Origin of the sequence: Mesorhizobium sp. ORS 3428 (assembly GCF_001854785.1) — a bacterium.
GTDB lineage: Bacteria > Pseudomonadota > Alphaproteobacteria > Rhizobiales > Rhizobiaceae > Mesorhizobium.
Window position 1 is genome coordinate 17,860 of record NZ_MDFL01000121.1, and the last position, 21,021, is coordinate 38,880.

Here is a 21,021-nt window from a genome sequence, read left to right on the forward strand (position 1 = left end):
GCGATATGGAAATCCGGCAGCGTCTCCGATCCGAGATACCCGGCTTGCTCGGACCTCATCAAAGACGGCGCGCGCTCCTCAAGAAAGCTATCTTCGGGTGCCGAGGTCAATGGCAGGCGCTAGCAAGGGCTGCACCGATCGCGACGTAGAATGGCTGCGTGGCCCCAGCTAGGCTTTTTTTCGCGGCCTCGTCATGTCCCCGCAATTGGCATGAGGCCAATATTTACACAATGCTTGAAGCTGTTTTTGTTGTGAAGAGCAGTTTTGATCGTTTACTTGCCAGTCGACTCCTGCATAAGAAGGAGGCGTACCGAATCGGTAGCCTGCCTCTGTCTTTGCGTACTCTCGGGCTGTGGCACCGAGTGGGCGATTGAAGACCGCCAGTCCGTTCCCTACCGGGTCGGCAACTAGCGCCCTGGGGCCTTCGTTGGCAAGCCACAGGAGTGCTACAATGTCGAACAGTTCCGGCAAGGACGAAAATCACGGCGGCGGCCCGGGGAAGATTGAGATCACGGTCGTGGTGAACGGTCAGCCCACGCTGATAGAGGCCAATCCTAATCAGYCACTTCACGTCGTTCTCGCAAAAGCCCTTGAAAATACACAAAACGTTGCCCAACCACCGGAAAATTGGGAGCTTAAGGACGAGTCCGGCACCTTGCTGGACGTCGGGAAGAAAGTTGGCGAGTTCGGTTTCGGGACTTCCGTGACCCTGTTCCTCAGTCTGAAGGCGGGGGTAGCCGGTGGCTGAAACCCAGTACGTGGACCCTGAGGTCTCCCGGGCAAAATTCGACCGAGAGATCGACAGGTTCCGGGCACAGGCAAGGTTCTACCGGGCGCAAGGGTGCTTCCTGACTGAGGCGACATTCCCGTCCGCCTTCTTCATCTTTGCAACGCCGAAGCTGAAGCCCCGGGTGATCGGTGCAGCCGTCGAGATCGACTTCTCCAATTACGACTTGAGACCTCCGTCCCTGGTTTTCGTCGATCCCTTCACGCTTCAGCCAATTGCCCGCAAGGATCTACAGCTCAGGATGCTGAGACGTCCTCCGCTTCCTGGAACTCCTCCGGAGATGATCGCCACACTGATCCAGCAGAACGCTGTGTCGCTTACGGACTTCATCCAGTCCAATAGTCCCGACGACCCGCCATTTCTGTGCATGRCCGGAATTCGGGAATACCACGACAACCCGGCTCATTCAGGTGATTCATGGCTTCTCCATCGCGGTTCTGGCGAAGGCTCTTTGGCCTTCATCCTGGACAAAATCATCAAGTATGGGACCGGCCCGGTGGATCAGCTTCAGATTCAGCTTCAACCCGTAGTCGGACCGATGGTCGTCTCACTTCAGGCGATTCCRGAATGACTGCATTGAAAGAGGTAGTAACAGTCACTCTGCCGCAAGACTGCGTGTCGAAGGTGCAGGCGCATATGCGCTCGGTAGGCCGCCAAGGTCATGAGGGAATGGGCCTATGGGTAGGCGTTCAGCAAGGGCAGCACTTTGAGATAACAGAAGCCGTGATCCCGGCGCAACGTCACATTCGGACGGACGACGGTGTCTGCGTCATGATTCCGCCCGAAGAACTCCATCGGCTCAATGTCTGGCTCTACAAGAGCGGGTTGAAACTCGTCGCGCAGATACATAGCCATCCGGGCCGAGCCTACCATTCCACAACCGACGACGCATACGCGGTCGCCACCACGGTTGGGTGTCTGTCACTGGTGGTGCCGAATTTCGCCCGCGARCCCTTCGATCTTGCTCGGATCGCCGCCTATCGACTTGATGGAARGGCCACGTGGATCGAGGTGCCATCCGCGGCCCTGACGAGCATGATCACGATTACGAGCTGAATAATGGCCCTCGCAAACTTCATTGACCGCGCGGCCACGGCAGCATCTCAGGTCCTGACCGACTTTCATCTAGGCGACTTCAAGACAGCGYTCGAAAAGCAAGTCGTGGCTGTGGCCTTCGACGACAATGCCGTCTCGTGTGCCGAAGGCCGGGCGACGCTTGATCTCACGGTGAGGTTGCTTGCTCGACTGTATCCGATTCTGGCAATACTCCCCCTTGATGACGCGGCGAGCACTCAAGCCCAAGCCCTCGAGCGCCTGGCAAAGTCGATCAATCCAAAAATTGGCATCCGGCGTTCCGGCAAGTCTGCCACGATCTGTGTGGTTGCAGGCRCAATGCGTCCATCACTTGGGTGCCCGACCTTCTTTATGGGATCGGAGGGTTGGGCGRCAAAGCTCTCACGTACGGGCCCCGTGGGCTCCGGCTCGAGTTCGCTGCCCTATGGAGCGGGCGCCGCAAGCTGCTTTGCCGCCGCGAACGTCTTTCGAACCGTCTTCGGCTTGCAGCTGACCGGCGCCGAGTTGGACGAGTACATCGATCTCTCGTTATTCACCTACAGCAGAAGAAAATCAGGCGATCCAAGCCCGATTGAATTTCCTGTCGACCTGGGCGAAACCCATCTCGTGGGGCTCGGCGCGATCGGCCATGGCTCGCTTTGGACGTTAGCAAGGCAATCCGGTCTTTCCGGCCGCCTGCATGTGATCGACCACGAATCCATCGAACTCTCAAACCTCCAGCGCTACGTGTTGGCCGGTCAGTCGGATGTGGGGATGCTCAAGACCGAATTCGCGATGAATGCGCTTGGATCGACCGCTCTCAAGGTTGAGGCGCACCCGCTGCGATGGGCTGACTATGTTGCGCATCGAGGTGATTGGCGCTTCGAGCGCGTTGGTGTCGCACTCGACACCGCCGCTGACCGCCTCGCTGTACAAGGGACTCTCCCCCGTTGGATCGCAAATGCCTGGACACAGGAGCATGATCTAGGGGTGTCGCGCCATGGTTTTGATGATGGCCGGGCTTGCCTTTGCTGCATGTACCTGCCAACAGGAAGATCCAAGGACGAGCACCAACTGTTCGCCGAAGAACTCGGGATGCCGGAAGCACATGACCAGGTAAAAACGCTTCTCCAGACCAACGCTGCAGTCCCACACGACTTTGTAGCTCGGGTGGCAACAGCCATGGGCGTGCCGTTCGAGCCTCTCGCTCGGTTCGTTGGCCAACCGCTCCGTTCCTTCTACCAGCAGGCAATCTGTGGCGGTGTGGTGTTCCAGCTAAGCGGCGGAAGTCGTCTCGTTCGAACCGTGGTTCCGATGGCATTTCAGTCAGCGCTCGCCGGCATCATGCTCGCCGCGGAGCTGGTCAAACACAGTTCAGGTCTTCCCGCTAGCCCAACGACGAGCACGCGCCTGAATCTTCTGCGTCCGCTTGGATCCCACTTGCATGATCCGAAGGCCAAAGATTCCAGCGGTCGCTGCATCTGTAGTGATGAGGATTTCATTGGCGCGTATAGGCGGAAATACGGCAACACCGTGGAACAGCCGAGCAAGGTGTCTGCCGCCTGAGCAATCTGACGTCTTCCCAGCCGGGGTGCTCCAAGCTGCCACCGAAAAATGACAATGCGGGGCGCCATTACGAAACGCTGAGTCCGCTTCTTTGCCGACCGACCCTCCAGGAGATGCCCTCGCGCTGCACAACCCCGGAAACCTCCTTGCCGACGTGACGATCGARCACCGRYCGCCACGGCACCAGCGTGAACTCGCGCGATTTTTCGATTACAGCATATTTTCCGCCCGAGAGCTCGACTGAGCGTCGAAGCRTGCCCTCCAGTCGATCTCCAGGCTTTGCTTCAAAATAGGAGAGCCCGAGCTCGCTCGAAAGCCGACCGGCAACGCGGTTCAGCTCGCGCTGGCGCAGGATCGATATCAGATTGGCGCGATAGACAATTCGGTCCTGCTCTTCGTGCGCTAAACCCTGCGCAATCAGCCATTGCCTCCGGCGAGCCTGCGCCTCATGCACGTCACGGCCAAAGCCGGATTTGCGCAGTGTCTCAGGCGCATCGGAACCTAGCTCCTGATCAATCCAGGTGGCACCGTCAAAACTGACTTGCTTCTCCAGCGGCAGTGATGAGAGCTTATCGACCAGGACTGGCTCCGCCTTCGCGCGATCGCGCTCGTATTCCGCAACACGATCGAGATGGTCCGGGTCGATCGTCCAGGTGCCATCCGGCTGGCGCTCCAAGCCGCCGGCGGCTCGCCGGATCGCTTCCAGCCGCCGGACATGCGTCTCCGCAAAGCGTTCGGTGGCGGAAGGGTCCTGCCTCAGATGGATATCGACATTGTAGCGCCCGCCATTCGCTGCAGCGATGTCCGCGATCGTACGGTCGACCCGTCTGGGCTCGGTGTTCCGCGGCGTGACCCRCACGATACTGCCATCGGGCGTCGGTTCGGTTGCCTCGCCTTTCCCGATATCGATGTAATGGCTTTTGCCGTCCAAACCATCGACGATGAGGTAATGCCGGTCTTGGATTTCGTCTGCCAACCCGCGCGCGACCACGCGGCCGACCACAGGCTCGGCATTCTGTCCCGCATCGTACACAATATAGTCGGCGGCACTGCGCGCAATTCCCTTACTGGTCAGTTCGCGATGCATGGTCTTGATGATGTCGCCGCGCTCGCCTAACCGGCGCAGCGTCGCTTCAAGCTGATCGTTCAGCCRCCAGCGGTCGGAGCCGGCCTCCTCAGCCAAACCCATCCGCTCGAGCTTGCGCAGGCGCCCCTGCTGCACCGTCTGGCGAAACGCATTGCGACTGTCCGGCGAGACAAGCTTATCGTCGTCGCGCATTCGTAGCAGTTGCCGGTCGATGYTGGTGAAGCATTCTTGCTCCATTTCCTGACGCAGGCGCTGCTCGATTTCGCGGTCTGTACGGGGACCAAGATCGAGGCTCACCAGCTCCGCCGCGCGCTCTCGCAAACCAGAGGAAATGTACTCGCGCGCGATGACGAGATTCTCGCCGCGGTCGTCCTTGCCGCGGATGATGACGTGCGTATGCGGATGGCCAGTGTTGAAATGATCGACGGCCACCCAATCGAGCTTCGTGCCGAGGTCTTCTTCCATCTGCGCCATCAGGCGCCGGGTCAGCGGCTTGAGATCGTCATACTCGATACCGTCCTCAGGTGCGACGATGAAGCGGAACTGATGCCGGTCGCCGTCTGCACGATCGACGAAGGCCTTGCCGTCGACGCCGTCGCTCTCGGCACCGTAAAGCTCGCCAGGCTCGCCTTCGCGGGTGACGCCGTCGCGCTGGAGATAGCGCAGATGCGCACGCGCTCCGTCCGCGGCCTTGCCGGCGAGCTTCACAACCCGTGCCTTGACGATCACACGACGTCGCCGGAAGGCAGCATATCGGTCGCGTGACTTGAGCAGCGCTGCGGCAGCCCCACCGCGCCCAACCCGGCTTCCCGTGAAGCTTGCGCCGCGCTTCGGCCTGCCCCCGGCTCTGTTGATTGCTGCCCGGACCTGGCCCACGAAGCGTTTGCCCGCCTTCGAGCCGCGCGACCCAATCTTGCCGAGCTTGGGCCTGAAGTCTTCATCCTGCACGGAAGCCTCCTACAGAACTCCAGCAAAATCAACTACTTGCATAGATTCGCTCTCCTGCTTCTGAAGGCAACCTCCAGGAAAAACGATGTGCAGACAAAGACTTCGCCGCCTCGTGGAGGCGGTGTCTTTATCTTGCCTTCCCTCAACTCAGCCCTCAGCCCTCAACTCAGCCGCCAGCCCCAGCCCCCAGCCCCCAGCCCCTCGCCCCGCGCTCGGGCTGATCGTCACGCCTCCCCTCATCTGCCGGCCGGCCGCGCTGACCCTGGCTGAGACCCGAGCGGCACCAGAATTGCGCCACTCGAACCGGCCGCCGAAACGCCATCCCTTAGGAAAAACAATTCGCGCCCTAAGGAGATTTTAGGCGCTTTTGGCGGTCGAGATTTGCGCTTGAACTGATCCATGTCGGCCGCCGAAACACCCGCCGCCTTAAGCTGTTTCAGATACAAAACTGTCTCTCTCGGCAGCGGCTTCCCGCGTTCCAGATGCGCCTCATATCGATCCGGYCCGGCGTTGTAGGCTGCGAACAGCCCAGGAAAGCCGAAGCGATCATACATGGCGCGCAGATAGGCTGTACCGGCCAGAATATTGTCGCGCGGATCGTGCGGATCGGCTCCGAGATCATGCTCGACGTGCAGTTCCTCATAGGTGTCGGGCATCACCTGCATCAGCCCAATCGCGCCGGCTCGTGAAGTGATCGGCCGATCGTTGAGCATGGTCTGCCCCCGGCTTTCGGCGTCCATGACGGCATAAATCCAGCCTTGAGGAACACTGAAGCGCCGGCTTGCCTCGGCTACGAACTCTTGCCATCTTGCCAGCTGCGGACTTTGGGAGACGACGGCCGGCTCAGCGCCGGTCGCGGCGGAACAGGCGCATGGCGCAATCGACACCATGCCCAAAATCAGGAGGGTCACTCGGTCCATAGCGGCACGAGCCTCCCGATGACGTTTTGGGTCGGGACCGGTCCGAAATACCGGCTGTCGAAGGAGCCGGGAGCCTCGCCATTGATCAGGAAAACTTCGTCGCCGGTGAGTGCCCGGCATTCGTTCCACCAAGGCAAGGTTCGACCTTGCGTGTCGACTGGAACGCGACGTGTCACGATCTCGCCGCCGATGATGATGGCGTCATTGAAGGCGCAGACATGCTCATGCGGCAGTGCGGCGATACGCTTCACCAGCGGCACGTTGCGAGGCAGATAGCCGCGTTGGTCGGCGAGGTGAGCGGCCATTTTGGGCAAGCGGACAAGCACGAAATCGCCGACGCGAGCGGCACCAAGGCCAAGGCCATAGAGCCCGATTGGCGCGCTGGCCGAGGCATTCCAGACCAGTACGGGTGTCGGCTTGACGAAAGCGGTGAAGCCGATCAGGCCAAGGCCGATGCTTGCCGCGGCAAGCGTCTTGCGCGCACGAACGCGCCACAAACGGCTGCCGATCAGATGAAGAGAAGGCCGCGCGATCATGACCGGCCTCCGCGATTGTCATCGGCGTCGGAGCCCCTCGGCTGGCCTTTCGACCAGGCGTCGAGCTCGTCGATGTGGTAGCGCACGAAGCGGCCGTGCTTGCGAAATTGCGGGCCGCCGCCCTTGAGCCGCATCTTTTCGAGCGTGCGCTGAGAGAGCCCGATATAGAAGGCGGCCTGCGCGGTGTTGAGGAACGGACTGCCCTTCTTGGCGCGGGCGGCGCGTTCGTTTTCGTCGTCCATGATGATCCTCGTTTCGTCGGCTGAAGACGGGGGGAGGATCGGCAAGGAAAAGCGCTTGCGGGACGGGCGAAGAGTCAACGGCGAGTTTTCGCCGCCGCTGCGGGCTGGCTGAGTTCGGCTGAAAGAGCCCCCGCGCCGGTGGCGCAGGGGCCTGTTGCCTCAGTCGGCCGGGTTCCAGATGATGGCGAAGGTGTCGTCGTCATCCTGGCCGGCGGCGCGGCCGAGATTGGCGTAGAGTTTTCTCGGGCCGAACTCCGGTGCTGCGATCGACAGGCTCACATAGTCCTTGYCGGATGCCTCGCCGATCCTGATCCAGCCGGCACCGACCTCGACGCCTTGCGTGAGCACCCTAAAGTCGGGATGGGTGTCGGCGCTCTTTGACTGGTTGGGCACGATGGCGATGTCGGCGCGGACGCTGAGCGTCTTGAGCTGGCCCTTGTAGCTGCCATTGTCCTGCTTGGTAACGTATCCGATCGCGGTCATTTGAAAGTCTCCTTTTTGCTTGTCGCCGGGGACCATTCCCCTGCGATGGCGGACCGTGATGGGCGCGTCCGGGCCGGCTGAACCCGCAGGGCCGCAGCGGCAGCGCAGGACCCGAGCGGGCGGCTTTTTTGAAGCGAAGCGGGCGCGAGGAGCCGCCGCAGGCGGCGGGGAAAAAAGCTGCTGGCCGAGGGTTTCGGGCGGGCCGGATCCGCCCATAGGTCATCAAGCCAGCGGCAGGGAAATGGTGCTCGCACGAGCAAAAGGAGATGTCGCGAAGACGCGGGTCGCGGTAGCCAGGCAGATGTTGGCCGAGGAGAGCTTGCGCACGCTCCGGCGCCGCGCCAGCGCTATCGTGCCAAGCAAAAAGCGCCAGATTGCCACCACCGGGCCGGGTGGTTTCGAAATTCCGTCGCCCGGTGCGCGCGGCTGAAACCGGACCGGCGCTGCGCTCTACAGGAGACTTTGCCGAGCGGTAAATGCTGCCCGGTTGGCGCGCGAGCGGCGACGCCAGAAAACGTCGCCGTCCGCCATGCGAGGATCATTCTGACACGAACAGCGTCTGGACCTTCGCCCACTGATCGGCGGTGCGGAACCCGCCACGGTTCGTGTAGCTCGACACCGGGAATGCCATCCAGCGCGGCARCCAGCCGTCGACTTTCTGCCTGCCGTTTTCGCCGCAAAGGAAGTCGCGAATGATCTTCTTTTGCGTCTTCACCTTCTCCGAAGAATTGCCATCGGCGACGAGCCTGCCGCCGACATCGGCGAGGATTTCGGTGGCGACTTGCCTGTYGCGCAACAGCTCGAAGAAGGCATCGTCGGCCTGCCAATGGCCGCGCATGTCGAGGCCAAGATGATTGCCGAGCGCTTCGACAATCGCGCTGCCGGTGCAAAGCGTCTCGGCCATGACCAGCGCCAGAACGCGCAAGACATCGTCGTGAGGGAGTGCCAGCAGACGGGCGAAGACGCTGGCCAGCGCAAAGTCGTCGCCATGGCCACCGCTCACCGGACCATCCTCATCGACAGAACCGAGCAGGGTCAGAACCTCGCGTTGCTTCTCGCCGAAGACGGCTTGGGCCTTACAAGCGGCGATGCTGGCGGCCACCGTTTCGTTGGCCGCGCGCTGCGGCTCGGGACGCACCTGCCACAGGCTCGAGCCGACAACGGCATGCRCCACCATCAGGCGCAGGGCTTCGCCCGGATGATCGAGCAAGGCGGTGCGCACGGCGGCGTGACGGTGCAGATCGACATAGTTCTGCATCGGCCCGCTCAACTCGGGACGCGACGGTTTGGCAGGCGGTTCGACTTCCTCGCCAAACTCGCCTTCTGCGCGGGCGCGGCGCGCTTGCTTGCGCGACACATAGCCCTCATGACATTCCACCTCGCCGCGCTGCGAGACGGTGATGATCACCTTTCCGCCCTTCTTCTTGGGCGTCTTTTCGTAGTCCCACGAATGGAAATACTGGCCGGGTTCGAGCGCGACCACCTCGATCCAACCGGCTTCGATATAGGCGTCACGCTTGGCGGCAATCGCCTCGTTCTGTTTGTACCAGAAGAGGTCGGCATCGGCAAAAAAACTGTCCTCGCCGAACAGGTCGGAGACGATCAGGCCGGGATAGTCCTCGATTGGAAACAGCGCCACCTTGGTCGAAATCGACTGACCGCCGAACAGCCATTGCTTCAATTGCCAGCCGCGCGGGGCACGTTGCTCGGGATCGCAAAAGAGCGCCAGCCAGTCCTTCTGCTGCGCCTTGGACGCCATGGTGAGATGGCGCACCGTCTCGGTGTCGATTTCCTCGCGGCGATAGGCTTCGCGTATCTTCGGCAACAGGTCGCCGAGCGCCAGAATGCGCTTCACCTGAGGCTCGGTGAGGCCGAAGGTGGCGGCAATGTCGGCGATGCCCCTGCCCTCCTTGATCAGGCGCGTAAAGGTCTCCCACTGCGAGACTTCATCAGGGTCGAGGCGGGCGATGTTCTCGATGAGCGAAGCCTCCAGCGCATCGGCGTCGTCCCCTTCGTCCATGATGGCGCAGGGCAGCGGTTCGGCCTCGCCGCGCTCGTCGGCGACCGTTTTGGCTGCGAAATAGCGCCGCCGCCCGGCGACGATTTCGAAGCTGTCCGGCGTGCCATTGGGCCGGATCAGAAGCGGCACGAGCACGCCGCGCGCCCTGACCGAGGGCAGGATGTCGGATATGTCTGGCGCGCGCTTTGAATGACGCATGTTGATGGCCGAAACGCTCAACTGGTCGATGGAAACATGGGCAAGCTGCATGGGTCTTTCTCCTTTGTCTGGGCTTGAAAAGCCCACCGCGAGGCCGCAGGCCGAGCGGCGGGGTGTTTGCGCCTGGCGGCGCGGTCATTCCGCCCGGTCTGGCGGAAGCTCGGGAGTGGGGATTTCGAGAGCGGCGGCGGCCTGCCGCAAAAGCCGCTCGGCCTCGGTAATGTGGCCGGCAATACGGGCGGCTTCGGCATAGACCGAGAGCGGAAACCGCGCACGAAAACAGAGATCGCGCTCGATGCCGAGGCCAAGCGGTCCCTTGACGGCTTGCAGTTCGGCGAGGCTGACGCTGCCCAGTTCGGGGAAGCCGAAACCGAGATCGCAAAGCCCGAACAGCGTGTCGCCGTCAGCGTCGAGTTCGCTCAGAAGCCAAGTCGCGGCGCCGACCGGATTGAACAGTTTGACGACCGGAACATGGTCGGTTTCGATTTCGGCGGCACCATTGGCGAGCAGGCGGGCGCGCAATTCGTCGGTGATCAGGATCATGGCAAAGCTTCCTCGTCAGAACAGGTCGAACTGGTTTCGTTTGGCTTCATCGAAGAGGCCGAAATCGAGCATCTGCTCGCCTTTCGGCGTCGRCTCGCTCTGCAGCGCAACGGGATCGGGAGCGCTCATGCCGCGATCCCTTCCCGCATCTTGGTTTCGGCATCCGTCTGGAAGGCCAGCAGGAAATCGGCGGCTTTCGAGGCAAGGCTGGCAGCGCGGAAAATGGCGCGATTGTCTTCGCGCAGCACCTCGAGCCATGAGGCGATGTAGTCGGCGTGACGCACGGTCGGCTCGATGCCGAGGCTCGAGCAGGTAAAGGCAGCCGTGATCTCTGCCACCAGTTCCTCGCGGGCATAGGCCTTGGTGCCGAACGAGCCGGAGAGGTCACGCGCAAGCCGTGTTGGATGCCCGGTCCAGTGGCCAAGCTCGTGGAAGCAGGTTCGGTAATAGTTGATCTGCTCGAAGAACGCCGGTTGCGGCGGCAGTTGAACAAAATCGGCAGACGGCATGTAAAAGGCGCGGTCGCCGCCGATGCGGATATCGGCACCGGTTTTGCGAACAAGCGCCTCGGCATGCGGGATGATGTGGCGTTCGGGCAGCGGCTCGGGCTGGCTGCAAAGCTCGTCGGGCAGGCCCTCGCACTGCGCGACATTGAAGACGGTAAAGCGCTTGAGAAACGGCACCGCCTGCGGCTCGGTATCTTCCGCCTTGGCGCGTTCCTTCTCGTTTTTCGGGATGAAGCGATCGGCATGCACGATGGTCGTGCCGTGCTCGCCTTTGCGGACATTGCCGCCAAGGGAAAGCGCCTGCCGGAAGGTGAGCCAGTTCTGGYCGGCATAGCCGTGTTCGATGACCGCGCCCCACAGGATCAGGATGTTGATGCCGGAATAGCCGCGCCCCGTGGCGGCATTCTTCGGCAGGCCAAGGCTGGCCTTGGCGCTGCCCCAAGGCTTCACCCAAGGCACGCAACCCCGCTCCAGATCGGCGATGATGCGGTCTGTGATCTCGGAATAAAGGCTGCGCTTAAGCGGCTCGCTCCGCTTGCCGCCAACTTCTCCGCTAGCACTGTGTTTGCCGGTCTTGCGCATGACTTGACCTCCGCTCGCCAATCTCGCCGCGCCCTTCCCCGCAAAGCGGGGTGGGCGGCGAAAAACGACCGGAAAGGCCCGCCGTCAGAGGTGGCCTGCATCCGAAGGACCGGAACGCAAGTGGAGGACCCGGAGCGCGAGCGAAGGGTTGCGGGCCGCCGCGGCGGGCCTAGAAGGGAGAGCCGCCCACACCGCGCCGCCGGGAAGGCCAAATCAAAAAAACAACGCCGCCCCTGGGGCGGCGACCGGCACAGCCCGCAAGGGCTGCCCGCGCCAGGGGGCGAAGCCGAATGGCCGAGACCGCCTGAGCGACGCGAAGACAAGCGGGCTCGGTTCACGAGCACCCGATGCGCGCCTTCAGGCGCGCAGGTGCCCAGCAAATTGYGCGCTGAGATCGATTATTTGTCGGGACGAACCAGATCCATGTGGCTGACGCCGAGCGCCAATGCCAGTTCATAGATGGTGACGATCGTCGGATTGCGGCGGCCCTTCTCCAGACCGCTGATATACTGCTGGCTGAAGCCTGACACCTCAGCGAGCTGTTCCTGCGTCAGACCCTTCTTCAGCCTGATGCTAATCACATTCCGACCGACCAACTGACGCATGTCCATGCGTGAGAAGTCAGCGGATCAGGCTCCTTGAGTTTATCAACTATAGTATGTATTCCACACCAGGCGTCTCAATCCACTCGCGGACGGGTTTTGCGAGACCGCCCTTGGAGATAGAATCAGCGATGTTGCAGCCTCACTCGAGCGTGCCGGTAGCGGATGAAGCGCCATGGTCGGACAGCCTYACGGCTTACGACAAGGAGCACTTCACCATCTATATGCGCTTGCTGGATGCAGCCGCCGATGACGCCAGCTACGAGGAGATGGCCGATCTGATCCTCGGCATCGATCCGGAGCGCGAACCAGAACGCGCCCGCAATGCGGCGCGCAGCCATCTCGACCGGGCGAACTGGATGGTAACGACGGGCTACAGGGAGCTGTTCACCAGCTGACGCATTTATACGGCGCGAGACACGTCAGGCAAGAAAGCCGAGATAGCCGCTGTTCATCAGCATGCGGGCCCGTGCCACGGCACGTCGGATGCGATCGCGCAGATGGTCGCGCGGATCTGTCCAGTCGGCCCGCACGCGCGTCTGACCAATCAGCGCTTCGGCGATGTCTCGGTACGAGGCACCTGCAACTGAGCCGTCAAGCGCCCGCAGAACAAAGCGCAGGCGACGGCCGCGCGCTTCCGGCGCAAACAGTCTTTTCGGAAAGCGCCCCCCTGCAACGAGACTATTGAGGCATTTGAGCGACCAGAGGCGTTGCCGCCACTCACCGGCCGGCCAGACCGCATCGGTGCGCAGCAGAACGGGGCCGAGGATACTCTGCCCCAAAACGGCGAGCTGCAGCTGCCGGCCGGCGCTGTGCAGCAGAAGATGCTCAGAGCCGTCAACCAGCCTGAGCACACTCGCACGGCAGGGCAGACGCGCCGCTTCGAACGCCGGCATCGCCGGCGAGGAGGACACGCGTTCGGCGACGACCGGCAACACCTGAGCGCATCGGCTCGGACACCAGAACGTGGCTGCGTCACGATGCATAGAGGACGCGAAACAAAAGCCCCCAGCGCGACAGGTCGGCGGAGGAGGCGATAACGTCGAGCGACGGCCGCTGATCGACGGAGCTCGCCCGTTCCAATGCGTGGGACAGATCATGCCGGAAGGCCGGATTGCGCCGCAGGAATTCCCAGGCCCAGCCGCGCCGCGTCAGCGCAAGGGTGTAGTCATAGGACCGATCATCGCGCCAGTCCGGCCGGGCGGCTTCAGGTTCTGGCAGGCTCATCAGGTATCTGCGCCCGAAGCATGAAGCGAAGCCGTCATGCGGCCTCGTGGATTGACCGGCGCCCACAGCACCGGACCGGCAAGACCGCCATTGCGGCGAACGGCATCGAGGCGCTCGCTTGAGACCTCGAGGCAGCCGGCCAAGGCTCGGGTGGGGCCGATCGCGCGCGGCTCGCCGAGCCGCTCGAGCGGCCAATCGGCCCGGCGCAGGATGCGCTCCATGCGCAGGTCGGTGACGGTGACGATGCGGTCGAGACCTCGCCACAGGCCGAACTCGATCATGCCTGCGAAGAGCGCGTAGGTGCCGACAGCGATGCCGCCTGCTCCCTTGGCGGCCGACGGCGGCAGGTCGAGCGCGAAACGACTGCTTTCCCAGATTCTTGGATCCTGCGGCGTCGGCTGTCCGTCCAGCAGGGCTGGAAAGATATCGCCAAGCATGGTCGGCCCGGTCGAGGCAAGCAGGCGGACGCAGCCGTCGACGCTGCCAATTGAGCCGCGCAGCAGCAGATAATGGGGCTTCAGCGCGTCGAAGCGATCGATCTCGTAGCCGCCGCTGGTGTCGACGTCCCAGTCCAGCCGCTGCTTGAAGACACGGTGGCGCAGCCGGTGCATTTCGTGGAGCTCGTCGGCGAAGTCGCCGTACCATTCGGGGGCAATGAGCTGCAGCATGATTATAGGCCTCCTGGCAGGATTGACCCTGCCATTGGAGGCCAAGCGCCAGGCCGAAGCAGCCTGTACAGCGGTACAGGTGCCTGGTCAGCCGAGACCCGTTCTGGCGGCTGAGAATTGCGCCACGGCCTGCATGCGGGTGCGCAGACCAAGCTTCTTCCTGGCGTTCTCCAGGTGAAAGGAGGCGGTGCGGCGCCTGATGCCAACAATCGAGGCGATATCGCGTGCGGATTTGCCCTGCGCGGCCCATTCCAGGCATTCATACTCGCGCGGCGTCAGCTGCACGCCGTTGACCAACCGATCGGCGGAGAGCTTGCGGCGGACGCAGATATGAAAGCAGGTCGCCATGAAGCGAAATGCCTCTTGGTAGCGCTCGCTCACCCGCAGGAGGGCCGGACTGAGCCCGTCGGCGGCAAAGCTCATGGCGGCGACGTTGCCCCGCTTGTCGAGGATCGGGATGGTCAAACCGCAGCGGATGCCGAACGCGGCCGCCTCGTCGAAGAGCTTCTGCTCGAAATCCGACAGGCCGGTTCGGCTGTAGTGAAGCCCCCACAGAAACGGGCATTGGCAGCCCTGCGCCCGCGCGATCACCGGATCGATGGCGTGATAGTGGTTGCTCAGGTAATGAGCGGTCCAGCGTTGCGGATAGTTCGAGATCAGCCTTGGCTTTCCCGGCGCCCGTGGCGGCAGGCACAGATAAGCGAATTTGACGAGATCGAATGCCGCGGCAGCACGCGCCATCGCGTCACGGAAATCCGTCTCATCGACGCTTTCGGAAAGCTGCTCCAGAAAGGTCTCGAAGACAAATTGCATGCCTAGTCATCCCCAGCCTCTTGGGCCGCGCGGCATTCGGAGTCGCGGAAGCCGGCGGGYAGATTGCCAAGGTGACGTGGCCAAGTTCGGCGGCACGGCRCATTACGCGATCGCCAGTCCGTCACCTTCCGGTTGGCATTCCAATGATGGGAGAACAGCGATTCGAGTCTCTTCAGCATCCAATTCGAACCGACAGGCAATGACACCGGATCCGTGGCCCGCGCCATTCAAGGTGCTCCAGCGACGGATTTTCAGCCGTTTCGCCATCGGCTGATAKCGCTTGCGCCAAGCGACAGGCGATGCTCAAGCCGAGGCTTCGCCAAGCATCTTGAGCACTGCCAGCCGGACCTTGACGAGCTTGCGCACCGGCGCGTGATAATTTTGAGGAGCAGCGTCCACCACAAACACCAAGGTCATCAGATCCAGCAAGAATTGGTGGATCGCGTCGGCAGTCACGACCGACTCGAACTGACGCAGCATTGAGCGTRCTTCATTGACCGTTTCCGCGCCCGGCGCATCGACCAACACTTCAAGCCTTTCGAAAATTTCCAATTCGGCGACACCTCCATTTCCTCATTTGCCATAGGGCACCTTGCGACGCATACGTCGCGCGAAAAGTAGCTGGCCAAGCGGCGCCTGCGCGCACGATGGTGGCGCCGAACCATGCAGCAGCCTGAGTTCCATGGATGGAAAGACAACAAAACTCGGTCGCACGCCATGGCATCGAAAAATCCGTTTCCGCCAGAGACACGCGGGCGCCTGAAGCCCAGTGCCCGCAACTCAAAACGGAAATGGGCTCGGCACCTCGAACCCGACACTGAAAATCCAGAAACGGACGAACTTGGCTGCATCAGGAGGTCATCCTCAGACCTATTTTCGATGGTCCGGGTTTGAAGGCAGCTCTTGTGACATCACCACAGAAACCGATCCTCGTTGGCTTTGACGGTGTCCATTTTCTGCAGTCGGAAGATTTCCTCCACCGGCACGATTTCGGGGTCGATGCGGTGAATACCGCCGTCGGCGYGGATGCGGGCAAAGACGTCCTTCATGGCGGTGACTGCTGCCCGAATGGCATGATTGCCATAGATCACCATCGCAATCTTRCCGAGCGCGCGGATGCGCGACTCGTTCATTTCCGGATAGGCCGTCGGCACGATGACTATCGGAACTTCGCCGCGCCAGGCTCGCACAAAACTTTCGACCTCGTCGGGCACCTTCCGTTTGGAGTGGATCAAGATCATGTCGGCGCCAGCTTCTTCATACGCCCTGGCCCGCTTCAAGGCCTCGGCTTCACCCAGTCCGGCGACCAGCGCTTCAGTGCGCGCGATAACGAGGAAGTCCGCGTCTATTCGCGTGGCAACGGCCGCCCGAATCTTTCCCGCGAATTCCTCGGTCCGGATGAGTTCCTGACGACCATCTGCCAGGAGGCTCGTCATCTTTGGAAAAGCCTTGTCTTCAATGACGACCGCGGCGGCACCCGCACGCTCGTATTGCTCGATGGCGTAGATGACGTTGATGGCGTTGCCGAAGCCGGTGTCGATATCAGCTATGATCGGCAGCGATGATCGTTCGGCCATCGCACGAACCATGTCGAGGTGCCGGGTCATGGACACGAGGCTTGCATCGGGCAGTCCATAAAGAGCGGAAAGTTCGAAACCGGAGGCCCAGATGCCATCGAAGCCTGCCTCCTCGRCCAGGATTGCCGACAAGGGACTGTGCGCCGCCATGACGTGGGCCAGACGGCCGGCGCAGATTTGGGTTCGCAGAGATGCCCTGCTCGTCAGCGTGGAGGCTRCGGAGATGTGCTTGGGGTTTTGACCAGTTTGYAGCATCTTGCGCGCCTCTGGAATCGACGAATGATCGAATGACTGCCCCCTGTATTCGGCGACGTCGTTGGCAATCAAACGGATCGATCGATTTTTGAGACCTTTCCATAGCCGAATGCGATGTTAGCGAGCCTCCGAAATCGCCGCCTTCTTACACAGTCGAGCCAACCACCGGCAAAAGGCGCGAGCGAGTTCGGGATTGTCAGAGCGGTCGACCGCATAGGCCCGGTATTGCATACCGCTTGGCGTGAGCGATCCCGGCACCACATTCAAAGCGCCAGTGCGCACCAGGTCGCTGACGATGATCTCGGGCGCTACAAGAAGGCTTTTTCCCGTCATGACGGCAGGCAGCGCAAGGTAGTTGTGATCGTATCGCGCGCCCGACTTGATATCCCTTGATGTCAGATTCATTCCTCTGAGCCAGGTGGGGAGTATGTCGGGACGAGATGTGACGTTGATTATCGGCATGGAGCGAACGACCGAAAGACTTTTGCCCGCTATGTGATTTGGAGAGCCCACACACACGAGTTGCTCGTTGTAGATTTCCCAATGATCGGCAGGTTCGACGACCGAAAGGTCGCGTGTAATCAAGATGTCGAAATCGTCGGTGGATGTCGGCAGYGAAAGCGAACTGATCACGTCGACCATCACGCCGCCCATTTCGGTGGAGAATGCCTGAAGTTTTGGGATCAAGAACGAATAGGCAAAAGTCGAAAGYGATGTGCGCACGACAATCCGGTTGGCGTTCGGTCGGGTTCGCCGCCGCATTCTTTGAGCGGTGAAGCACACTGTATCGAGCGGCTCCGAGACAGTGTTGGCGAATAATCTTCCAAACTCGGTCAGTTCGCTTCGCCTGCCCCGCCGTTCCATCAAGTCTGTCCCGAGATATCCTTCCAGAACGGCTAGATAGCGGCTGACTGAGCTCTGCGTCGTGCCTAATGCGTTGGCTGCCCGGGTCAGGCTTCCTTCGCGCACGATCGTCACGAAAGCGCGGATTGCGTTCAAAGGCACTGCTTCGTCTTCGCTCGTCATCTGTAGCTCCGGAAAAAGAGTTTGAGGGCTGATCCCGTTACGGCAATTCATCTCCAAACTGGGACCATCCATCACATTATTCGATATTTGTCACCGGACTGTCGTGTCCCAGCGGTACCGCGTGGCCATGAGTTCCGGCCCCAGGATGGGTGCATGACATTTCCACTCAATAGCGTTGGGTTCCTTACTTATTGCTTTGTGCAACGTGAGCCGACAGCTCGCATTGCATGTCGCCGTCAAATCTGGCGCAGGCACCCAATGGTCTTGCGTTGGGCACGTTTGACAGCTGGTCTATCGGACCGCTTGAGCGCTGCGTCCTTTGCATCCGAGGTGCGCGGCGACGAGGTCGGTTGGCCGTGTCGTCGCGCGTGAGGAATGAGGAGGCTGYCGCGTGAGTGGGATTGCTATCRGAAATATTCGCAAGTCGTTYGGGGCCACAAGGGTGCTGCATGACGTTTCGCTCTCGATTGCGGATGGCGAGTTCCTGACCCTGCTCGGCCCGTCAGGATGCGGAAAATCGACATTGTTGCGCATACTGGCCGGGCTCGAGGTCCAGGATACGGGCAGCATCGAGATTGGCGGTCGTGTGGTGGATGGAATACGCCCGAAGCGTCGCGACGTGGCGATGGTGTTCCAATCCTATGCGCTTTACCCGCATATGAGTGTCGCCGCGAACATCGCCCTGCCGTTGCGAATGCGACGGCTGAGCCGCGCGCAGCGCCTGCCGCTCATCGGCCGATGGCTACCAGGCTCCGGGCCGGTGATAAGCGGGATCGAGATGGAGGTTTCTCGCACCGCCGAAGCGCTGGGAATTGCGCATCTGCTCAATCRCAGACCGGGACAACTGTCCGGCGGACAACGTCAGCGGGTGGCGGTCGGTCGCGCCATGGTGCGCCATCCTGCCGTGTTTTTGAAGGACGAGCCGCTCAGCAATCTCGACGCCAAGTTGAGGGTCCAAATGCGTGCCGAGATCAAGGACCTGCACAGGCGCCTTGGGGTGACATTTGTCTATGTGACGCACGACCAGGCGGAAGCGATGACGCTGTCTGATCGAGTCGTAGTCATGCGCGACGGCGAGATTTTGCAAGTTGCCCCACCCCAGGAGATCTATGCCGATCCGAACGACATACGCGTGGCTGAGTTCCTCGGATCGCCAAAGATCAACATGGTGGACGCAACAATGCGCGAACCCGGCTTGGTCGATCTTGCAGGCTCCGCCCTTTCGGTTGCTTGCGAGATAGCGCCGGGATCCAAATTCACTGTCGGCATTCGCCCAGAGGCTTTCCAGTTTGCTGAACATTCCGGCCCGGGGGTAATCACCGGCTCGGTACGCATGGTCGAGCATATGGGCTCCGATCTGTACGTTTATTTCGACCCGTGCGGCCTCGAGCATCCGTTGATAGCCAGGCTTTCCGCCGAGCGCGCACCCCATATTGTCGCCGGACAGACGCTGCATGTCTCAGTCAGGCCGGACCAGCTGCTCGTCTTCAACCGCGACGGTCGTCGGGTTCGTGCGCGAGACGTCTCGCGCACGAACCCGTCCACGCCAGTGAGGGAGTGGGCCTGATGAGCGCAAGCCTGCCTGCTGTCAGTCGGCTTGCGCAGTCTGCGGAAGGGGCCGCGGCGAAGCTATCGTCGCGCGTGTCGCTGCCACGAAGACACTCGTTCTATGAGGCGATGTGGGGTTGGGCACTTATTGCGCCCGCTCTCGTCTTTCTGGTCGTTCTGTTCTTCCTGCCGGTTATCGGCGTCTTTGTCATAGCGTTTAGCGACTGGCAGTTCGGCGCCAGCTCGCTTTCCTTCGTCGGCCTGGCAAACTTCCGCGAAGTCATCTTTGACGAGGGTTTTGGAGCGTCGCTGATCAATACTGTCGTCTATGTAGTGATGGTTGTTCCAGGAACCGTACTTGCAGGACTTTTGATCGCGCTGCTCATAGAGAGCAGCCATTCGTGCCGCGCTCTTTATCGCGCAGTTCATTTTTTGCCCTTCATGGCCACGGCAACTGCAATGGCGATCTCGTGGGAGGCCTTGCTCCATCCCACCATCGGCCTGGTCAACCACAGCCTGGCTGCCCTTGATTTACCTGTCGCCAACTGGCTGCGCGACGAAACGACGGTCCTGCCTGTTCTCGCCGTTATCGGCATCTGGCAGAATCTCGGTTACGCCATGGTGCTCTTCATGGCGGGGCTGAAGTCGATCCCGCTCGATCTATACGACGCCGCTGATGTTGACGGGGCCGATCACTGGCTCGATCGCCTGCGAACCGTCACCATTCCAATGCTTGGACCGGTGTCCATGTTCGTCGTCATTGTTGTGGCGCTTAGAGCTTTCGAAACCTTCGACACGGTCCAGATCCTGACCCAAGGCGGCCCGGGCCACTCCTCGGAAATGCTGCTCTACACGATCTACCGGGAAAGTTTTGAATATTTGCGCGCGGGCTATGGCGCCGCGGTCGCCATCGTCTTTCTCGCAATCGTCGTGGCGCTGACCCTGCTCCAAGCGCGTAGCATGGACAAACGGGTWCACTATCAATGAGCGCGATCCGCCTTTCTCCTGCGGCCGCTATCCTGCGCCACGGCGTGCTGGTCCTCACGTCCGCATTCATTCTCGTGCCCTTCGTTTGGATGGTCAGCCTGTCGCTCAAATCGCCTGGTGAGATTTTTCGGGCGACCTTCTCGGTCCTTCCGGCACAATTTTACGGTGTCGACAATTACGCCAAGGCGATCACTTCGGTGCCTCTGCCGGGCTATAWGGGCAACGGCCTTCTTGTCTGCGCTCTGATCCTGGCAGCACAAATTCTCGTGTGCGCGCCGGCCGCTTACGCTCTGGCCAAGCTCAAGTTCTGGGGTCGCGATTTCATTTTCGCCATGGTTCTCGTCGGGTTGCTTCTGCCGCACCAGGTGCTGTCCCTTCCCTTGTTCATCCTGTGCTACAAGCTCGGTATCCTGAACACCTATTTGGYGCTGGTTATTCCCTACGTCGTCTCACCGTTCGGCATTTTTCTCTTCCGCCAATTCTTCAGGAAGATTCCGGACGACATTGTCCACGCGGCGCGGCTTGATGGCCTGACCGAACTTGCCATCGTCTGGAAAATCATGGTGCCGATGGCGCTGCCTGCCGTCATCGCGTTTTCCRTCTTCTCGGTTGTCGCTCACTGGAACGATCTTTTCTGGCCGCTGATTGCGGTGCGCGACGGCAACTTGATGCCTGCGCCGCTCGGGATCATGGCCTTCAAGAACGAAGAGGCCGGGAATGACTACGGCCCATTGATGGCGGCATCGACACTGGTCGTCGCTCCTTTGCTCATCGCATTCCTGGCCGCGCAGAAGTGGTTCGTGGAGGGAATGACTGGTGGCTCGGTGAAATGAACGCAGCTCACAAA

General features: G+C 61.2%; 25 protein-coding genes. 9 read left to right on the forward strand and 16 right to left on the reverse strand.

Annotated features, from left to right (window positions below; genetic code table 11):
- The first annotated feature begins 451 nt into the window (after nt 1-451).
- Genes ORS3428_RS17495 through ORS3428_RS17510 form a run of 4 tightly spaced genes read left to right on the forward strand, consistent with a single transcriptional unit; the run spans nt 452 to nt 3,406 of the window.
- The gene (locus tag ORS3428_RS17495) at nt 452-748 is read left to right on the forward strand and encodes a DUF2604 domain-containing protein (RefSeq protein WP_071099556.1); all 297 of its coding nucleotides are present in this window, start codon (nt 452-454) and stop codon (nt 746-748) included.
- Nucleotides 741-1,358, forward strand: coding sequence for a putative metal-binding protein (locus ORS3428_RS17500; protein ID WP_071099557.1), 618 nt, complete (start codon nt 741-743; stop codon nt 1,356-1,358). Before ORS3428_RS17495 ends, ORS3428_RS17500 begins: the two co-directional genes overlap by 8 nt.
- Nucleotides 1,355-1,843: a Mov34/MPN/PAD-1 family protein gene (locus tag ORS3428_RS17505; RefSeq protein ID WP_071099558.1), complete on the forward strand. Its 489-nt coding sequence runs from the start codon at nt 1,355-1,357 to the stop codon at nt 1,841-1,843. The genes ORS3428_RS17500 and ORS3428_RS17505 overlap by 4 nt, the downstream gene beginning before the upstream one ends.
- A 3-nt stretch (nt 1,844-1,846) precedes the next feature.
- Nucleotides 1,847-3,406: an E2 ligase fold family C protein gene (locus ORS3428_RS17510; RefSeq protein ID WP_071099559.1), complete on the forward strand. Its 1,560-nt coding sequence runs from the start codon at nt 1,847-1,849 to the stop codon at nt 3,404-3,406.
- A gap of 67 nt (nt 3,407-3,473) precedes the next feature.
- On the opposite strand, the gene rlxS is transcribed toward ORS3428_RS17510, so the two are convergent.
- The 5 genes from rlxS to ORS3428_RS17535 form a co-directional block, all read right to left on the reverse strand.
- Nucleotides 3,474-5,441 carry a relaxase/mobilization nuclease RlxS gene (rlxS, locus tag ORS3428_RS17515; RefSeq protein ID WP_071099560.1) on the reverse strand — a complete coding sequence of 656 codons (1,968 nt, stop codon included), beginning with the start codon at nt 5,439-5,441 and terminating at the stop codon, nt 3,474-3,476.
- 236 nt (nt 5,442-5,677) lie between these two features.
- Nucleotides 5,678-6,361, reverse strand: a complete 684-nt coding sequence (locus ORS3428_RS17520) for a lytic transglycosylase domain-containing protein (RefSeq protein WP_071099561.1) — start codon at nt 6,359-6,361, stop codon at nt 5,678-5,680.
- The gene (locus ORS3428_RS17525) at nt 6,349-6,897 is read right to left on the reverse strand and encodes a S26 family signal peptidase (RefSeq protein WP_071099562.1); all 549 of its coding nucleotides are present in this window, start codon (nt 6,895-6,897) and stop codon (nt 6,349-6,351) included. The genes ORS3428_RS17520 and ORS3428_RS17525 overlap by 13 nt, the downstream gene beginning before the upstream one ends.
- Nucleotides 6,894-7,139, reverse strand: a complete 246-nt coding sequence (locus tag ORS3428_RS17530) for a helix-turn-helix transcriptional regulator (protein WP_071099563.1) — start codon at nt 7,137-7,139, stop codon at nt 6,894-6,896. The genes ORS3428_RS17525 and ORS3428_RS17530 overlap by 4 nt, the downstream gene beginning before the upstream one ends.
- Before the next feature lie 159 nt (nt 7,140-7,298).
- Nucleotides 7,299-7,622: a DUF736 domain-containing protein gene (locus tag ORS3428_RS17535; protein ID WP_071099564.1), complete on the reverse strand. Its 324-nt coding sequence runs from the start codon at nt 7,620-7,622 to the stop codon at nt 7,299-7,301.
- A gap of 241 nt (nt 7,623-7,863) precedes the next feature.
- Between ORS3428_RS17535 and ORS3428_RS17540 the strand changes: the two genes are divergently transcribed.
- A complete protein-coding gene (locus tag ORS3428_RS17540; RefSeq protein WP_071099565.1) occupies nt 7,864-8,052 on the forward strand; it encodes a hypothetical protein in 189 nt (62 codons plus the stop codon).
- A 108-nt stretch (nt 8,053-8,160) separates the two neighbouring features.
- Here the strand turns inward: ORS3428_RS17540 and ORS3428_RS17545 are convergent, their stop codons facing one another.
- From ORS3428_RS17545 to ORS3428_RS17560, 4 genes are all read right to left on the reverse strand, one after another.
- Nucleotides 8,161-9,891 (reverse strand): ParB/RepB/Spo0J family partition protein, encoded by a 1,731-nt coding sequence (locus ORS3428_RS17545; protein ID WP_071099566.1) that lies wholly within the window; start codon nt 9,889-9,891, stop codon nt 8,161-8,163.
- A gap of 84 nt (nt 9,892-9,975) precedes the next feature.
- A complete protein-coding gene (locus ORS3428_RS17550; protein ID WP_071099567.1) occupies nt 9,976-10,383 on the reverse strand; it encodes a DUF2958 domain-containing protein in 408 nt (135 codons plus the stop codon).
- Nucleotides 10,384-10,508: 125 nt separating this feature from the next.
- Entirely contained in the window at nt 10,509-11,471 is a 963-nt protein-coding gene (locus ORS3428_RS17555; protein ID WP_071099568.1) for an ArdC family protein, read from the reverse strand.
- Nucleotides 11,472-11,869: 398 nt separating this feature from the next.
- A complete protein-coding gene (locus tag ORS3428_RS17560; RefSeq protein WP_040972971.1) occupies nt 11,870-12,082 on the reverse strand; it encodes a helix-turn-helix transcriptional regulator in 213 nt (70 codons plus the stop codon).
- Between the two features lie 122 nt (nt 12,083-12,204).
- Here ORS3428_RS17560 and ORS3428_RS17565 point away from each other — a divergent pair, with 122 nt between their 5' ends.
- Nucleotides 12,205-12,471: a DNA -binding domain-containing protein gene (locus ORS3428_RS17565; RefSeq protein ID WP_071099569.1), complete on the forward strand. Its 267-nt coding sequence runs from the start codon at nt 12,205-12,207 to the stop codon at nt 12,469-12,471.
- Nucleotides 12,472-12,495: 24 nt separating this feature from the next.
- Here ORS3428_RS17565 and ORS3428_RS17570 read toward each other — a convergent pair whose 3' ends face one another.
- From ORS3428_RS17570 to ORS3428_RS17600, 7 genes are all read right to left on the reverse strand, one after another.
- Complete coding sequence (locus tag ORS3428_RS17570) at nt 12,496-13,011, reverse strand: DNA -binding domain-containing protein (RefSeq protein WP_244508012.1); 516 nt, start codon at nt 13,009-13,011, stop codon at nt 12,496-12,498.
- Between the two features lie 37 nt (nt 13,012-13,048).
- Nucleotides 13,049-13,300, reverse strand: coding sequence for a transcriptional regulator domain-containing protein (locus ORS3428_RS17575; protein ID WP_071099571.1), 252 nt, complete (start codon nt 13,298-13,300; stop codon nt 13,049-13,051).
- Nucleotides 13,300-13,968, reverse strand: a complete 669-nt coding sequence (locus ORS3428_RS17580; protein WP_071099572.1) for an acyl-homoserine-lactone synthase — start codon at nt 13,966-13,968, stop codon at nt 13,300-13,302. The genes ORS3428_RS17575 and ORS3428_RS17580 overlap by 1 nt, the downstream gene beginning before the upstream one ends.
- Nucleotides 13,969-14,055: 87 nt before the next feature.
- A complete protein-coding gene (locus tag ORS3428_RS17585; protein ID WP_071099573.1) occupies nt 14,056-14,781 on the reverse strand; it encodes a LuxR family transcriptional regulator in 726 nt (241 codons plus the stop codon).
- 303 nt (nt 14,782-15,084) lie between these two features.
- Nucleotides 15,085-15,333, reverse strand: coding sequence for a hypothetical protein (locus ORS3428_RS17590; RefSeq protein WP_071099574.1), 249 nt, complete (start codon nt 15,331-15,333; stop codon nt 15,085-15,087).
- Nucleotides 15,334-15,692: 359 nt separating this feature from the next.
- Entirely contained in the window at nt 15,693-16,685 is a 993-nt protein-coding gene (locus ORS3428_RS17595; RefSeq protein ID WP_244508014.1) for a phosphonopyruvate hydrolase, read from the reverse strand.
- Nucleotides 16,686-16,730: 45 nt separating this feature from the next.
- A complete protein-coding gene (locus tag ORS3428_RS17600; protein ID WP_071099596.1) occupies nt 16,731-17,639 on the reverse strand; it encodes a LysR family transcriptional regulator in 909 nt (302 codons plus the stop codon).
- 391 nt (nt 17,640-18,030) lie between these two features.
- Between ORS3428_RS17600 and ORS3428_RS17605 the strand changes: the two genes are divergently transcribed.
- The 3 genes from ORS3428_RS17605 to ORS3428_RS17615 are packed head-to-tail and all read left to right on the forward strand — an operon-like array spanning nt 18,031 to nt 21,007.
- Nucleotides 18,031-19,206 carry an ABC transporter ATP-binding protein gene (locus tag ORS3428_RS17605; protein WP_071099575.1) on the forward strand — a complete coding sequence of 392 codons (1,176 nt, stop codon included), beginning with the start codon at nt 18,031-18,033 and terminating at the stop codon, nt 19,204-19,206.
- Nucleotides 19,206-20,174 (forward strand): carbohydrate ABC transporter permease, encoded by a 969-nt coding sequence (locus ORS3428_RS17610; RefSeq protein ID WP_083355181.1) that lies wholly within the window; start codon nt 19,206-19,208, stop codon nt 20,172-20,174. Before ORS3428_RS17605 ends, ORS3428_RS17610 begins: the two co-directional genes overlap by 1 nt.
- A complete protein-coding gene (locus tag ORS3428_RS17615) occupies nt 20,171-21,007 on the forward strand; it encodes a carbohydrate ABC transporter permease (RefSeq protein WP_071099577.1) in 837 nt (278 codons plus the stop codon). The genes ORS3428_RS17610 and ORS3428_RS17615 overlap by 4 nt, the downstream gene beginning before the upstream one ends.
- Nucleotides 21,008-21,021: the final 14 nt, after the last annotated feature.